The organism is Simiduia curdlanivorans (assembly GCF_030409605.1).
In the GTDB taxonomy this organism is placed as follows: domain Bacteria; phylum Pseudomonadota; class Gammaproteobacteria; order Pseudomonadales; family Cellvibrionaceae; genus Simiduia; species Simiduia curdlanivorans.
In genome coordinates this window covers 927,760-942,652 of the sequence record NZ_JAUFQG010000004.1, presented here as the reverse complement: position 1 = coordinate 942,652, position 14,893 = coordinate 927,760, and the positions used below count along the sequence as shown (strand labels likewise).

Below are 14,893 nucleotides of genomic sequence, written 5' to 3'. Positions count from 1 at the left end.
CCTTATGGTGTGACTAAACAGTAAGCTGCAGATTCAGCAAAGACTTGCTTAAGCTGGTAAGTATTGTTTTTGAAGCTATCAACCATGTCGCTAATTGCGGTCCGGTCTGCAGCATCACCTGGCTCTCGTAAACAAACGGTGCGGAACACTTTTTTGACCTGACACTGGGCAAAGGCGTCGGAATGGGACAGTTCCATACCCATGGTTTTAGCGCCATTGCCGCCGCCGCTTAGGTTTTCATCCCAACCTAGCACCTTGTTCTGACCGGTGCGCCAGTAGTTGTCCCACTTGTCGTCAGGGGTAACAAAGCCGTACGGAAAGGTGGTGCTATTGATGTGATATTTCTCTTGAACGCGGGTGCCGGTCTCGGGATCGGTCATGCCCTCGCTATTAAATACGAGGCGGCCGTTTTCACCGGTCAGGTCATTTTCAGCATCGTATTCAAAATTGTAGTAAGCAAACGCCTGCGCCATGGGGTCCATGCCGGTGTGACAACCAATACAGTTGTTATTAAACACGCGGCTGTCACCACCAGGGCTTCGGCTCACGTCTTGGCGAATCCGATCGGGCGCAAGGGTAATGTCGTGTACCTGTTCTAGGTCCATGCAGAGATGATTTAACAGGGTGAAGCGAAACATCGCCCGGTTGGTACCGGCGATGAAGAAAGATTTAGCCGCCGCGCGCGTGGTCATCAAGCCGGCCGTGGCGTCAGCTTCTAAGCCAGTCACTTCGGTTTGGGTTCTGCGCACCAAAACCGTGTCGTCACTTAGGTCTGCACCGCTAGCGTAGAGCGAAACATAGTGATCGTTATTGCTGTTGGAATAGGCCGGCAAGCCATTCGAAGCGCCAACGTAGATGACGTTATCGTAAAGAATCGAGCGGAAGTCACTGCCGTCGCGCACTATGCCGATGATAGTGGCAACATAATCGTTGAAATCTCTAAACACATCGCCGTCGCGATTAGTCGCCGGCATGTAGAGGTTTTTCAAGGTTACGCTATAGAAAGCTTCGTTTTCCATCGCGGTGTAGGCAGCCGCGGCTGGATCATCGTTCTCAATCTGAGCTGCCATATCCAGCAACACGGCTTCCGTCGGCGGGACACCGGCGATGCGATCGTGAATGCGTTTCGCCTCTTCCCGAGGGCCGGCGTGAGCCACCGACACCATCAAAGCAGTGGACAGGGCACAACCAAGTACACGGGTAAATGAATTTAAGCTTCTCATGAAATTCTCTTTGCTGGCTCTAAGTGCTGGCTAGACTCTATTCTATGCCTGAATTCTGAACAGCGGGTCGCGGTTGGTGGGTCGGTAACTACCGCTGGTCAGTAGTCACTTCCAAGTTGTGACGGGGTTCTAATAATTGATGCACAAAGCTTTCTTAATTAATGACAACTGGAACACTGTATCAATATCAGACCAACAATTTTTTAGCTGTTTTCAAGAAATTGTGTGTTTTGTGCACAAGATCACACCCGAAGATTTTAGTTTTTCCGCCACAATTCACAAAATAATTGACAGTTTTCGGTAACAACGCACACTGCAGCACGCCTGCAATGGCAAATGAATGCCCTTTGAGTTAGGCCAATAACACAGCGAGCCACAGCCCTACTATGCACACAAGTACCAATAAAGCACCTTTTCCGCTCATTCTTGTCGCATCGACCTTGGCACTGCTATGGGGTTGCGAGAGTAGCGTCGAAACTGGCGTGGTCGACGACCTAGAACCAGATCCGGTAGTGCTCGACATTCCCATGGCCTATATCAACCGGCCCATTCCCGTGGATGAAGATGGCGTGCGCATAACCGATGATGTGTTGATGCCGCAAACCTTTATGCCCGGCGCTGTGCTCTATCTAAAAGATCGCGCAGCCAGTACCGCAGCAGAGATTGATATTACGTCCCAAGCTTGGCCCGAGGGCGCACTTTACGACGTTAAGGATGTGTCTGCCTCCTATGATGGTGAGCGCTTAGTCTTCGCCATGCGCGCGCCAGAGATAGAGGATGCAGACGAGGAAGACCAGCCCAAATGGAATATTTGGGAGTACGACATCCCCTCGGCCACCTTGCGCCGGGTGATTAACGACGACATTCAGGCCGAGGTGGGCCACGATGTGTCGCCGCGTTATTTGCCTGGGGTTGAGCGCCGCATCGTCTTTGCCTCAACCCGCCAAACCCGCTCGCGAGCGGTGTTACTCGATGACAATAAACCCCAGTTTTCTGCTCTGGATGACAGCCGCAACGAAGAGTCTTTTGTGCTCCACGCCATGGACAACGACGGCACTAATATCGAGCAGCTCACCTACAACCAATCGCACGATTTCCAGCCGACACTTCTGCCCGATGGGCGCATTTTTTACAGCCGCTGGGATCGCATGACCGGCAATAATCAACTCAGTTTTTATGCCGTTGACCCCTACGGCATGCACCAAACCTTGGAATACGGCTACCACAGTCAGGACACGGGCACTGATGACAGCGAAGCCTTCTTTGTAAGACCGCAACAGCTACCCGATGGGCGCATTTTCGGTATCTTGAGAAATCGCGTCAGTACCGAATACGGCGGCGATATGGTGGCCATTGATTACGAAAATTACATTTCGGCCAGCACCCCGGTGTACAACGTAGCCGGCACTAGCGGCCAAGAAAGTGTTTCTGTGTTGCCCATTAATACCGACGACAGCCTGTCTGCCAACGGTATCTTTCACTCTTCCAGCCCTTTATTCGACGGCACTGGGCGCATGATCGTGAGCTGGAGCCGGTGCCGGGTGATTAACCCCACCAACAATTTACCGGCCTCCTGTACCGAAGAGTTTTTAGCCGACCCCACCATCGTGCCGGCTGATCCGCTTTATGGCATCTATATCTACAACAGTGCAGAGCGCACGCAACAACCCGTGCTATTGCCTATTGAAGGCCGCATGTTGGTAGAGCCTTTGTTGCTTATCCCGCGCACGGCCGACAACCTGATTCCGCCACCCGTGGCAAATGTGGATTACGACGCCACCCTGGCCGACGAGGGCTTGGGCTCGCTGCACATTAAATCTGTGTACGACTTCGACGGCACCGACAGTATTGGCATTGAAGGTATCAGAGACCCCGCCAACTGGGCGACTACGCCACCGCCGGCAAGGTTTTTGCGCCTAGTTAAAGCCGTCTCCATCCCCAGCGATGAGGTTTTAGACTTCCCGAATACGGCCTTTGGTCGCTCGGCGGCAAACGGCATGCGCGAAATTCTTGGTTATGTGCCCATTGAGCCAGATGGCTCGGTAATGGCGAAAGTGCCGGCCGATGTGGCCTTCACCTTCGATATTGTGAGCGCCCAAGGTAAACGCATCTTTCCGCGCCACAACAACTGGCTGCAGCTGCGCCCCGGCGAGCAGCGCGACTGCAACGGCTGCCACACCCGCGCCAGCGAAATGCCCCATGGCCGCATAGCCGCGGAGGCGCCATCCGCTAACCCTGGTGCGCCTACCTCCGATGCACCCTTCCCCAATACCGACCCCAATACGCTGTCGCTGGTGCAAATGGGCGAAACTATGGCCCAGGCCTACGCCAGAATTGTCGGTGTTAGAACACCATCGGTTGATCTCGTCTATGACGACGACTGGACCGACCCAGCGGTACAAGCCAAACAGCCTAGCTTTGCTTACAGCTACGCCGACCTATTAACGGGCTCGCCAACAAGCCCTGGCTGTGGCACCGGTGCTTCGCCTTGGAGCGCTCAGTGCCGTGTGACCATCCACTATGTGGATCACATTCAACCATTGTGGGACTTGAGCCGCCCAGATGACCCAGTAGCGCCAACCGTGGACAACCAATGCACCAGCTGCCACACCAATGTGGATGCAATGGCAGCCGCGATGGTGCCAGCCGCGCAACTCGATCTACGGGCTGAGCCATCACCGGATCAACAAGCCCATTTCGTCGGCTATCGCGAATTGCTATTCAACGATGTGGAACAGGAAATTGTTAATGGTGCTTTGGTGGATCGGCTCGTGGAAGTAGTCGATGCTAACGGCGACCCGGTGTACCAGCGCGATGCCGATGGCAACCTGATACTCGACGGCAATGGCGACCCCATTCCCGTGCCGCCAGTGACTGTGCCCGTGCAAGCCTCTATGAGCACCAACGGTGCAGGTAACAGCAATCGCTTCTTTAACGTCTTTACCAATGCCGGCGCCACCGTCGATCATCGGGGCTTTTTAACCGATGCCGAATTGAAGCTAATTGCAGAATGGATTGATCTAGGTGCTCAGTACTATAACAATCCCTTTGCTGTGCCTGTAAACTAACCGACACTTTCACGCGTGCCGGGCTCTGAGCCCGGTGTAAAAAAATAATTAGCTGGTGCTTGAGTTAATGTGGCATAGCCTGACCCGAAACATCCTTTCCGGCCTGTTGTTGGCTTCGCTTTCCCTTGGCCTCTGCCCGGCCCAAGCCGAAGAGTCCGATAGCGGCTGGTTTTCATTTCTCGACGATGATGCCCCCTTGGTAGTCACCGTCAATGATGCCTACCTTGAAATGCGCACCGGCCCCGGCCGCGGCTTCCCTATTTTCCACGTGGTGGAAAAGGGCGAAGTGGTCACCCTGTTAAAAAAGCGCACTGATTGGATCAAATTTGAAGCCAAGCGCGGTCAAGTTGGCTGGGTGAAGCGCGAACAACTTGCGCTAACCCTCGGTCCAGACCAGCAGCCGGTAACCCTTATGGCCACTGGCGAGCAGCAATATATTGACCGAGAATTTGAGCTGGCCGTGATGCTGGGCGATTTCGGCGGCATCGATTCGCTAACCTTTTACTCCGGCTATCGCTTCGCACCTAACTTGATGGCCGGCTTTAGTTTGTCCCAGGCCACCAGCCGTATCGCCGATACCAAACTCGGCTACTTGCGCCTGCAGCATCAACCTTGGCCACACTTGCGCTTTTCGCCTTTCTTTGAGCTGGGCGCTGGCATGATTCAATCGAAAAAGCGCTCGGCGCTCGATCAACCACTAGACGACACCGACGCCAGCCTGTTAATTGCCGCCGGGCTAAACGTTTATTTAAGCCGTCGCTTTAGCGCCCGACTCGAATACAACAATCACAAAATTCTCACCAGCCGAGATGAAAATGAGGAAGTCCACGAATGGAAACTAGGTTTCAACGTCTTCTTCTGAGTGGCCTGCTGATTACAGCCTGCTCAGCCGCACTGGCACAGACAGATGCACAAGACGAGACACAATCCGTGCTCGATAAAATTGTCACGCCAGATATGGAAAGACGCCATATCGAAGAGGATCAACTCGACACCGAAGATTTCGAGCTAGGCGCCTACTACGGCTTTATGAGCATCGAAGACTTCGGCAGCAGCTGGGGCTGGGGCGCACGCGCCGCCTACCACATCACCGAAGATTTTTTCTTAGAAGGTAACTACGGCAAGCATACCGCGGGCGAAAGCACGCTGGAAATCGGCGGCGGCTTACCCGCATTAACCGATGCTCAACGGGAATACACCTATTATGATTTGAATTTGGGTTATAACTTATTCCCCGGTGAAGTGTATATCAGCGACAGCCTCGCTTTTAACTCGACCTTTTATATCGTCGCCGGCGCCGGCAACACCACCTTCGCCGAAACGGAATATTTCACCTATAGCTTTGGCGCGGGTTACAAAGTGTATTTTACCGATTACCTGAATTTTAATATCGACCTTCGTGACCATGTGTTCGAGCGCGAACTGTTGGGCTTCAATAAAAAGTGGGTTAACAATTTATCCGCCAACATGGGCATCAACTTTTTCTTTTAATGTTTGATGCCCGGTGTATCCGTCACACTTGATGTAGTGAGAAAACCTATGAAAAAACTTTGTGTCGCCTTTATTCTGTTATTCAGCAGCCTCAGCTTCGCCGCCGGCGAACTCTCTGGGCCGGCGCCAGACTTTACCTTGAAGAGTCGCGACGGCAAAAACATTCGCCTCGCCGACCTGCGCGGGCAGGTGGTCATGTTAAATTTTTGGGCTTCTTGGTGCGGCCCCTGCCGACAAGAAATGCCGATCCTCGACGACCTGGCCAAGCGCTATGGCCGCGCGGGTTTCACCCTACTGGGTGTTAACGTTGAACAAGACAGTTCAGCCGGGGAAAAGTATTTACAAGATACGCCGGTTAACTTCCCCATTCTTTGGGACCCGACCTCAGAAGTGAGCAAGCTGTACAACATCGACGCTATGCCCAGCACCGTGATGATCGATCGCGATGGCAACATGCGCTATCTACACCGCGGCTACAAGCCGGGCTACGAGAACGACTATAAAAAACAAATTAAAGAGCTGATTCGCGAATGAAACTGATGTTGGTTTTACTACTCAGCCCATTCTTTGTCGCCTGTTCAAGCATTGAGCCCTGGGTTAAACCCTACGAGCGCCAAAACTTGGCCGACCCGATTATGGCGATGGATAGAGACCCAGTGGCAACCCAATACTTACACCACGTTTACGAGGCGCGGGAGGCCGCACGCGGTGCGGAAGGCGGTTCTGGAGGTGGTTGTGGTTGCAACTAAGAAACCGATGAAAAACGACTGCGCTCGGCATCTTACCCGCCGGCGTTGCTCGGAATGTTCATTTATTCAACATACACTGCGCTTCCTGCGCTCCGGCGGCGACCAACCTACCTTTGCTCGTTACGTTTTTCAGAGGTTCCCAAAGTTGTTAATACGCTTGCTTGCGGTGTTACTGTTCAGCAGTCAGGCACTGGCGGCGGTGCTGCCCGAAGATAGAATTGATGTGCTCTATCACGGTTACGACGGTGGCGGTGCAGAAATTACCGGGCCTTCGGTACTGGTGCGTAAACAATTCGCCGATACGGTTTCTATCTCGGCAAATTACTACGTGGATATGGTGTCCAGCGCCTCTATCGACGTAGAGACAACCGCCAGCGCCTACACGGAAGAACGCACCCAGTCTTCGGTTGGCATCGACTACCTGAACGGCAAAACCACCATGAGTTTGGGGGTCACGACGTCAAAGGAAAACGATTACGATGCAAAGACTTATGGCTTCGGCATCAGTCAGGATTTTTTTGGCGACCTGAGCACCATCAGTTTAGGCGTCTCCTTCGGTGACGACATTGTGCGTCGCAATGGCGACGAAGAATTCGAAGACGAAGCCAAGCGCACCCGTTACAACGTCAGCCTGTCGCAAGTTATCACCAAGGACATGATCGCCAGCGCCATGATCGAAACGGTTATCGACGAAGGCTTTTTAAATAACCCCTACCGCAGCGTGCGCTATTGCATCACCGGCACCGCAGAAGCCTGCGAAACCGCCGGCAATGAAAGCGAGCTCTACCCGCGCACGCGCAATAGCGATGCCTTTGCCATTCGCGCTAAGTATTTTTTACCTTATCGCGCGGCGGTAAAAGTTGAAGCCCGTGTCTACCAAGACAGTTGGGGTATTGAGGCCAACAACTGGGAGTTGAAGTACGTGCACCCCATTGGCGATCAATGGTTGGTCGAAGCCAAGTATCGGCAATACAACCAAACTAAAGGCGCAAGCTTTTACTCGGATTTGTTCGACTTCCAAGAGGCCACAAACTTCCGGGCCAGGGATAAAGAATTAAGCGAATACACCAATAGCAACATCGGCCTAGGTGTTACCTACGAAGTGAAAGCGGGTTGGCTATCCTGGTTTGATCGCACCACAGCAAACTTCTACTGGGACTATATGATGCTCGACTACGACACCTTTAAAGATGCGCGTATGTCTGACGCTCGCTTTACCGATAGCCCGGTGGCACCCGGGCAAGAGGATGCCTATTCTTTGGATGCAAGTGTGGTGCGCTTTTTCGTTTCTTTTTGGTATTAGATGCAGCGACAAAGCGCGGGGCAACCCCTACAAAGATTAAAGCAAAAAGCGCGAGCTAATTCGGGCTTTTTGCTTTTTATCTGATGCTCGGACTTATTGTTTAATTGGGCATAGATCGGCCCACCAAAGCTCGCGTCGACACAAGGGCGTATCTGCCGGCAGATAAGGGTTGTGTAAGTCGATAGCTACTCTAGCGTCGAGTTGCAGCTCGCGGATCACATCGCCGTAGTAGTGCTCAAACCGCTGCACAAATTCGCCACTGGCCAACATCATTTCTAAACCTCGCTCAATATCCGCCGCGAGTTTGGCATCTTGTTTATTGACAAAAAAGTACATGGCTGCGGGATAGCGAATCAGCAAATGCTTATCCAAGCTTATGCCCATGGCAGCATTGCGCGCTAATTCTTGCGAGACTTCGGTGACCGAGCGCGGGAAAAAATCAAAGCGACCCGCCACCAGCATGCGAAATAAGGTGTTGTAGTTACTGCCCGGCACCACCATACCTTGAGAGGTTAAAATTTTGGTGTCGGACCACACATACATTTGCCCCGCAGTGAATTGCTTGAGTTGTTCGAGACTTGCGACACTCGCCAGCATATCCGGCTCAGCGCTGCGCACCAGCGCGACTCGGTAGCCCATTAAACCGCGATTAAGTGGAATTTTAATGGCAAGGTGCTCAGTCTCGCGCTCGATACTGGTCATACTCCAAACCACGTCGACGCCGTGCTTGGTGGAAAGGTTTAGGAAATTGCGCGCTTTGGGCACATCCTCAACACCCGGCTGAAGCTGATAATTTCCACCGCTTAGGGTCAAGGCGCGGGTTAACATTTGTACTGGGTAAGCCGCGCGCCAATCGTCGTTTGACTTTGGGTAAAGCAACAGGCGCCCAGCGTCGCTTGCCTGAGTACTGGCAATAAGCGCAAGCCCGATTAAAGCAGCAGCAACGGTGGCAATAATGCGCATAGCAACCTGTAGGTTAACAGGGTAAACGCGCGCACCCTGTGGCGATAAGTTTTTTATGCTCGGCCGATAAGGCCGCAAGAGCCTCCAGCTCTTTATGCAGCTTAGCCGAAAAGGCCGTGTCCTTGGTTAATTCTAAGCACTCAAAACGCAATAGCCACTCGTGCGGGTAGTCGTCTAACTGCGCATGTAGCTGCAGCAAAAATGCTTCGCTGATCGTGTTTTTGGTTCGCGCATCGCGCAACTCTTGATACAAGCTGAATAACGATGCCTCATCGGTGCTGTAGTGAACTCTCGCCGTGGGCTCTGCATCTTCTTGATCGTATAAGCGATAGCGGTCTTTATCCGCCGTACCGCCGAAAACACTGATGATGCGATCGCCCACCGCCATGTCATACTGACCCCAACTTGGTTCAAAGAGGGTCTCGCCGGCCTCGCCTTTGGCGTTCATGGGTGCGACCACGCGGCAGTCACTGAAGGAAAATAGAATATTTTTGTGCTCGCGCCGCTCCACGTGGTCTAGCAACCCCTCCACATGCACACCGGACACAAAATCCAATACCGTGCGCTGGCCCACGACAATGCCGGCACTCTTGAGTTCATCCATGGTGTATTCCGACAGGCAGCGCGGCATATCTTTTATTTTTCCCACCGGCGAACCAAAACCTTGCGCATGGTAGTCGACCCCGTGTCCGTGTAGCTCGCGCCCCGCCCAGGCCAGTTGGGTCGGGCCCTCGGTGCCGATATAAATTAGGTTGTCCATGGCGTCCGTTTTCGCCTTCACTAGCTTCCCGCTCACCTGCAGGCCACTGCTATAAACCGTGGTACACACGGTTTTGCAGACAATGGCTTTACGCACCGATTCGGCGCCACCCTTTCTAAACGCCATGCCATGGGCAAAGGTTTCGAGCACTTGAGTCAGGTGTTTACAGCTCTTGGTCACAAACAATTGCGGTTGCTCGCGGGTAATATCGTAGGGCGTATTAATGGCATCTACGGTTAATGGCAATTTGCGCACTTTATTATCGTCTAGGCAGTTCACGCCTTCGCCTAAGGACGACAACAAACCGGCGCCATAGATTTTGTAATCGTCTAGCTCACCCACTAAACCGTATTCCACTGTCCACCAATGCAGACGCGACAATAAGCTCGCCTCAGACGGACTTTCAGCGGCGTTAATTCTCAAAGCCTCGGCTAAGGCTGCCTCTGCTGCATCTATGTCTTCGGCCTTGGAGCGCACCGCCTCTTTGACAATCGATAAATGGCGAATAGCCTCATAAACCGCATAGTCGCTGGCGGTTGAGAGTGCCTTCATACCAATTTCACCAAAGCGCTGGAGAAACTCGGCGTAATCGACATCGACAATAAAAGGCGCGTGACCCGCGGATTCGTGCACGATATCCGGCGCTGGGGTGTACAGCATGTGATCGATAGTGCGCATATCCAATGCGATAACCAAAATCTTGCGCGCCTGGAATTCCATAAAAATCGCCGGCGGAATAAAGCCATCCACCACCACGGCCTGCCAGCCAATCTTGCCAAGGCACTGGTTCATTTCGTCAATGGAGGGGATGTGATCGGCGCTAATGCCGGTTTTACGCAAGCCCTCCAAGTAGACCGGATGGGCATGGGTGGCCATGTGATCGATCAATGACAAGAGCAGGAAGCGCCAAGCCGCGTGATCGCGCGGCGTGTATTGGTTGTAGTCTTGAACTTTGACGAACTGACGCAAGTGCGCCGGCAGGCTAGCGATGATCTCCTGCTGAGACATAAAAACTCCACCTAATGACCGATACCAATGTCGCAAAGACGTCAGTATAGAATCTCTAGACCAGAAACTTGTGCCTTTAGCCATTCAATCGGCGACTAAATTCGCAAGCTTTATTCGGTTTACACGAAAAAACCGGTTGTTTCATTCCTCTTTAACGGGCTCGATTAACCTATCTCATCGGCTTCCAGACGGCGGAACAAATCTTTAAATACCGTGCCGGGCTTGGGTTTGGTTTGCGCCGAAAACGCCAGTGGCCGGCACAGCGCCATGGCCGTTACGCCAATGCGGTAGGTGTAGATGCCGGCAGAAAAGCCCTGCGCAACCCGCCCCGAAAGCTTGCTAATCACTTCGTGGGAGAGTGTCTGCCCCGCCACTTCGCTGCCGAGTTCGATAGCGCCCATGGCGGCAATTTGACGGTACACGTGCACCAGCAATTGCGCTTCCAGAAATGGGCTAGGGGCCAAGCCGTAGGACTTGGCGATGCGGCCAATCAACGACATATTACCGGCCAGCGTGAGCACTAAATCCAGCGCTAGAAACGGGCTAGCCGCTACGCCTAGCGCGGTGCGGCGGGTAGCGCGAACCACCTCTGCAAGTGCGGTTTTATCGCAGCGTTGGGCCAACTGACGATCGAGATCGTCTAATTTTTCTTGGATGTTGGCATAGTCACCTAAACGCGCCGGCTGGCCAGAAAACAACACGTGTGTTGAGGGTAATACGGACTCTGCGGCGGCTCGGTATTCGCTGAAATGCTCTTCGGCCTGGCTTGCCATTAGCTGATTTGCCAACAACCGCACCCGCTCCAAAGCGGCCACCCGCTTGCCATTGCGCCTTGCCCGCCAGAGTTTGGACAGTAGCCAAAAACTGGGAATGCCAACCAGTGTCAGGGCGCCAATACCTAAACTCCAATGATAGGACCAAGCGCCGGCAATCATCAGGGCGGCCTGTAAGCTAACAAAGCCGCCCACAAACCAGGCCGCGGCCTTGGCTATGCCGGCGTATTCTAGCCAGCCGGTGGCCGCGCTTTGCGCCGCCCAGACTTGGTCGCCCTCTGGCTCTTGTTCCTGTTTGGGTTGCGCGGCCAACACCTGCAACTGCTGCTGTTCCGCCGCACTCATTGGCTCAAGCCAAGGGCTAGGTAGCGGTGCACTTGTGGTTTCGGTCTTCTTCACGCGTACAAATCTCCCAGCAGATGCTCGCACAGCTGCGCCATATTGACATTGGGCCAGGGTTTTAGCCGTGGGTCTGGCAGCGACGGCGGCAGGAGTAAGGGTAAGCGCCAACCGGCTAATTTCGCCCAATCGGTATCGTTAGGCCAACCGCGCGGTAAATTTGGGTGGCTAAGCCAAGCCGCACTCTCGCCCTGCTGCACGAACAACGCTGGCCTATCCAGCCGACTACCCACCTGAGTACAGGCGATAGCCGCGAGCTCGAGGTGATCCACTTCGGTGGATTCAAAGCGTGCCGACTGGATAGATTCGGCCACTACCGCACGCATCAACTCCGCCAGATGACTGCGCTGGTTGGGCAGCACGCAATCCAATTTACTGGCGACAAAGGTCAGCTGCTCCACCTTCGGCGCCACCAATTTATCCAGCCAGCGATTTTTGCCATAGCTAAACAGCTGCAACACGCGGGTTAGGCTGCGGCGCAATTCCTCTAAACTATATTTGCCCTGCTCGAGAGAACCAAGTAAATCCACCAGCACTAATTGATGGTCTACTTGCGCAAACACCTGGGTTAAGAATGGCTTCACATAACCGGCGACATAGTGCTTATAGCGACGCTGCATTTCTGCGGCCCAGCTGTTCGGGCTAATGACCTCAAATTTATGTTGATGGCTGGCGAGCAGGGGAATAAACGCCGGCAACTGGTGTTTATCCGCCGAGGCCAAGGCGAAGCGGCCCGGGTTAATAATGTGCAAGCCTTCGGCTTTACACTGCATCAAAAAGGCGCGATAGCGTTCGAACAGGGCGTCGAAGCGCTCGGGCTCAAACACAGACACAGGGTCAATATCTAAGAGCGCTTGGTAAAGTTCGGGCGCTAGGGTGTTGCGCGGTTCGTTATTGAAGTGCACGAAACAATCGCTGACCCATTGCTCGTAACCCATACTGGCCAGGGGTAAATCCATTAACCACTCGCCGGGATAATCCCAAATTTCCACTTGGTGGCTAACATAGCCTTTACCCGAGATGTCTTCTAGGCGCGAGCGTGGCTTCAACCGAATTTCAATTAGGCAGCGGCTTAAATCTTGGGTCGAGGCGGGCCATTCGCCGGCTCGTAATTTTGCCAGATGCGCCCCATAAGGGTACTCGGCAATGGCCTGATCGGCGCTGATTAGGGCCGCCGATAACCAGCGATTTTGCAAGTCTGGCCACAAGTGTTGAGCTTGCTGCACATCCATGTTGACCAGCTGATTGACCAGTGATGCCAATAAGGTGGATTTGCCGGCGCCGCTAAAGCCGGTGATCGCAATACAGCTTCGCTGCCCGATGGCGCGCTTAATGCCGCGCCCAGCCTTCTCCTTAAAGCGGCGAGCACTGTCCTTGGTGCGCTTAGCACCGGTGTTAAGCTGTTGGCGAAACCGGTTGATGGTACTGCTCATAGGTTAAACGGCGCTCAGTAAAATATTAACGCGAGTTCAAAAGAGATTGTGCCGTAATACCTTTTATCAAGCGAACAAGTTTCTAAGTTCAGCCATCGACGTAAAAGCTAGTCGCTTGGAAAGCTATTGCGGATCGAACTGTAGGTTAAGCTGGCATTATCGGGATTCAGTGGCGGCTTAATAAAAGCGTGATAGTCCCCGCGCGGGTTAATCATGGCAATAATGCCGCTGTGGTCGACCGTGTAGTCATCGCCCTGTACAACTTTGGTAAAGGCGACATTGAGTTGATTGGCGAAGCGTTTAATCGGTAAAAACTCGCCAGTGAGGCCGATAAAGTCCTCGTTAAAATAGGGCACATACTGCGCCAGTGTTTCAACGCTATCGCGCGCCGGATCGACCGACACCATGATAATTTGGGTTTGCTTTTGCACCTCGGGGCTCAAGGTTTTGTACCAGCTAGACAGCGCTGCCATGGTGGTAGGGCAAATGTCTGGGCAGTGGGTAAAGCCAAAAAAAACGAAACTCCACTTACCTTGAAAACGCGCTTTGGTAAATTCTTCGCCTTTGTGATCCAGTAAAACAAAATCTTTAAAGATTCTCGGCGGCTCAAAAACAATGGTGCCGTGTACTTGCAGCTCCAGATTGCTCAACACTCTGGGCGTGGTAATTTTGTTGATGAATAGCAGCATAACGATAACAATAAATGTCGCGATCACGCCCAGGGTGAGGGCAATACCGCGCTTTTGTTGTTCGGTTTTCATTGCCTCTGTCATAGCGCCGGCACCCACAAGCTAGGGCTGATTAAGTAGTGATCCAGCAACATAATCACAAATAGCGCCATTAAATAGATAATGGAATAGCGAAAGGTATCCATGCCGGCAGATTCCCTATCTGTGAGCAGCATGACCAAAGCCCAATAGATGAACCCAGCACCCAAGGTTACTGCGCCTAACAGGTAGAGCCAACCCATCATGCCGGTGAGGTAAGGCAGTGCGGTCACCAAACAGAGAATGATGGTGTAAAGCAGAATATGAATTTTGGTGTAGTGCTCGCCGTGAGTAACCGGCAGCATGGGTATTTCGGCATTGGCGTATTCATCTTTGCGATGCACCGCCAGCGCCCAAAAATGTGGCGGTGTCCAGGCGAAGATAATCAATACCAACAACAAGCCACCGGGATCGATGCTACCGGTCACCGCAGTCCAGCCCAGCAGTGGCGGTGCCGCACCGGCCAAACCACCAATGACGATATTTTGCGGCGTCGCGCGCTTTAAAAACAGCGTGTAGACGACGGCGTAACCGAGCAGCGATGCCAAAGTTAACCAAGCGGTTAAGGCATTGATAAACACCAGTAGGATAGCCATACCGGCCAAACCCGTCGCCGAGGCAAATATCAGCGCCCGCATAGGGTCAATGCGACCACCGGCAACCGGCCGGTTAAAGGTGCGCGCCATTTTTTGGTCGATATGTCGATCGACCAAGTGATTGACCGTGGCCGCGGAGCCGGCGCAAAGCGCAATTCCAAGATTGCCGAGAATCAATACGTCGAGCGGCACCATACCCGGCACGGCTAACAACATACCGATAACAGAAGTAAGGATCATCAACATAACCACGCGCGGTTTACACAGCTCGTAATAGTCGCGCCAGCTTAATGATTGCGCCATTGGCTCTGTGGCTTGCATCTCGATACCTCTATATTGGCTTTATTATTTGGTTTTATT

13 protein-coding genes are annotated in these 14,893 nt (G+C 53.1%); 6 read left to right on the top strand and 7 right to left on the bottom strand.

Annotated features, from left to right (window positions below; genetic code table 11):
• Positions 1 to 2: 2 nt before the first annotated feature.
• Entirely contained in the window at positions 3 to 1,223 is a 1,221-nt protein-coding gene (locus QWY82_RS04385) for a hypothetical protein (protein WP_290260243.1), read from the bottom strand.
• Positions 1,224 to 1,609: 386 nt separating this feature from the next.
• On the opposite strand from QWY82_RS04385, the gene QWY82_RS04380 reads away from it, so the two are divergent.
• From QWY82_RS04380 to QWY82_RS04355, 6 genes are all read left to right on the top strand, one after another.
• Complete coding sequence (locus QWY82_RS04380; RefSeq protein ID WP_290260242.1) at positions 1,610 to 4,291, top strand: HzsA-related protein; 2,682 nt, start codon at positions 1,610 to 1,612, stop codon at positions 4,289 to 4,291.
• 67 nt (positions 4,292 to 4,358) lie between these two features.
• Positions 4,359 to 5,153 (top strand): SH3 domain-containing protein, encoded by a 795-nt coding sequence (locus QWY82_RS04375; protein ID WP_290260241.1) that lies wholly within the window; start codon positions 4,359 to 4,361, stop codon positions 5,151 to 5,153.
• On the top strand, positions 5,123 to 5,782 hold the full coding sequence (locus QWY82_RS04370; RefSeq protein ID WP_290260240.1) for an outer membrane beta-barrel domain-containing protein: 660 nt from the start codon (positions 5,123 to 5,125) through the stop codon (positions 5,780 to 5,782). Before QWY82_RS04375 ends, QWY82_RS04370 begins: the two co-directional genes overlap by 31 nt.
• A gap of 48 nt (positions 5,783 to 5,830) precedes the next feature.
• A complete protein-coding gene (locus QWY82_RS04365; protein WP_290260239.1) occupies positions 5,831 to 6,316 on the top strand; it encodes a TlpA family protein disulfide reductase in 486 nt (161 codons plus the stop codon).
• Positions 6,313 to 6,531, top strand: a complete 219-nt coding sequence (locus QWY82_RS04360; protein WP_290260238.1) for a DUF4266 domain-containing protein — start codon at positions 6,313 to 6,315, stop codon at positions 6,529 to 6,531. Before QWY82_RS04365 ends, QWY82_RS04360 begins: the two co-directional genes overlap by 4 nt.
• 145 nt (positions 6,532 to 6,676) lie before the next feature.
• Positions 6,677 to 7,834 carry a DUF3570 domain-containing protein gene (locus QWY82_RS04355; RefSeq protein ID WP_290260237.1) on the top strand — a complete coding sequence of 386 codons (1,158 nt, stop codon included), beginning with the start codon at positions 6,677 to 6,679 and terminating at the stop codon, positions 7,832 to 7,834.
• A gap of 93 nt (positions 7,835 to 7,927) precedes the next feature.
• Here the strand turns inward: QWY82_RS04355 and QWY82_RS04350 are convergent, their stop codons facing one another.
• The 6 genes from QWY82_RS04350 to cyoE all read right to left on the bottom strand — a co-directional run bounded on the left by QWY82_RS04350 (position 7,928) and on the right by cyoE (position 14,854).
• Positions 7,928 to 8,797, bottom strand: a complete 870-nt coding sequence (locus tag QWY82_RS04350) for a transporter substrate-binding domain-containing protein (protein ID WP_290260236.1) — start codon at positions 8,795 to 8,797, stop codon at positions 7,928 to 7,930.
• Positions 8,798 to 8,810: 13 nt separating this feature from the next.
• Positions 8,811 to 10,565, bottom strand: coding sequence for an aromatic amino acid hydroxylase (locus tag QWY82_RS04345; protein ID WP_290260235.1), 1,755 nt, complete (start codon positions 10,563 to 10,565; stop codon positions 8,811 to 8,813).
• Positions 10,566 to 10,729: 164 nt separating this feature from the next.
• Positions 10,730 to 11,737, bottom strand: a complete 1,008-nt coding sequence (locus QWY82_RS04340; protein WP_290260234.1) for a YcjF family protein — start codon at positions 11,735 to 11,737, stop codon at positions 10,730 to 10,732.
• Positions 11,734 to 13,170, bottom strand: a complete 1,437-nt coding sequence (locus QWY82_RS04335) for a YcjX family protein (RefSeq protein ID WP_290260233.1) — start codon at positions 13,168 to 13,170, stop codon at positions 11,734 to 11,736. Before QWY82_RS04335 ends, QWY82_RS04340 begins: the two co-directional genes overlap by 4 nt.
• A gap of 107 nt (positions 13,171 to 13,277) precedes the next feature.
• On the bottom strand, positions 13,278 to 13,943 hold the full coding sequence (locus tag QWY82_RS04330; protein ID WP_290260232.1) for an SCO family protein: 666 nt from the start codon (positions 13,941 to 13,943) through the stop codon (positions 13,278 to 13,280).
• Positions 13,940 to 14,854 (bottom strand): heme o synthase, encoded by a 915-nt coding sequence (gene cyoE / locus QWY82_RS04325; RefSeq protein WP_290260231.1) that lies wholly within the window; start codon positions 14,852 to 14,854, stop codon positions 13,940 to 13,942. Before cyoE ends, QWY82_RS04330 begins: the two co-directional genes overlap by 4 nt.
• Between the last annotated feature and the right edge of the window lie 39 nt (positions 14,855 to 14,893).

Excerpts from the sequence above, each read along its gene's own strand:
- QWY82_RS04385 (WP_290260243.1), bottom strand. The coding sequence starts at position 1,223 with ATGAGAAGCTTAAATTCATTTACCCGTGTACTTGGTTGTGCCCTGTCC.
- QWY82_RS04380 (WP_290260242.1), top strand. The coding sequence starts at position 1,610 with ATGCACACAAGTACCAATAAAGCACCTTTTCCGCTCATTCTTGTCGCA.
- QWY82_RS04375 (WP_290260241.1), top strand. The coding sequence starts at position 4,359 with ATGTGGCATAGCCTGACCCGAAACATCCTTTCCGGCCTGTTGTTGGCT.
- QWY82_RS04370 (WP_290260240.1), top strand. The coding sequence starts at position 5,123 with ATGGAAACTAGGTTTCAACGTCTTCTTCTGAGTGGCCTGCTGATTACA.
- QWY82_RS04365 (WP_290260239.1), top strand. The coding sequence starts at position 5,831 with ATGAAAAAACTTTGTGTCGCCTTTATTCTGTTATTCAGCAGCCTCAGC.
- QWY82_RS04360 (WP_290260238.1), top strand. The coding sequence starts at position 6,313 with ATGAAACTGATGTTGGTTTTACTACTCAGCCCATTCTTTGTCGCCTGT.
- QWY82_RS04350 (WP_290260236.1), bottom strand. The coding sequence starts at position 8,797 with ATGCGCATTATTGCCACCGTTGCTGCTGCTTTAATCGGGCTTGCGCTT.
- QWY82_RS04345 (WP_290260235.1), bottom strand. The coding sequence starts at position 10,565 with ATGTCTCAGCAGGAGATCATCGCTAGCCTGCCGGCGCACTTGCGTCAG.
- QWY82_RS04335 (WP_290260233.1), bottom strand. The coding sequence starts at position 13,170 with ATGAGCAGTACCATCAACCGGTTTCGCCAACAGCTTAACACCGGTGCT.
- QWY82_RS04330 (WP_290260232.1), bottom strand. The coding sequence starts at position 13,943 with ATGACAGAGGCAATGAAAACCGAACAACAAAAGCGCGGTATTGCCCTC.
- cyoE (WP_290260231.1), bottom strand. The coding sequence starts at position 14,854 with ATGCAAGCCACAGAGCCAATGGCGCAATCATTAAGCTGGCGCGACTAT.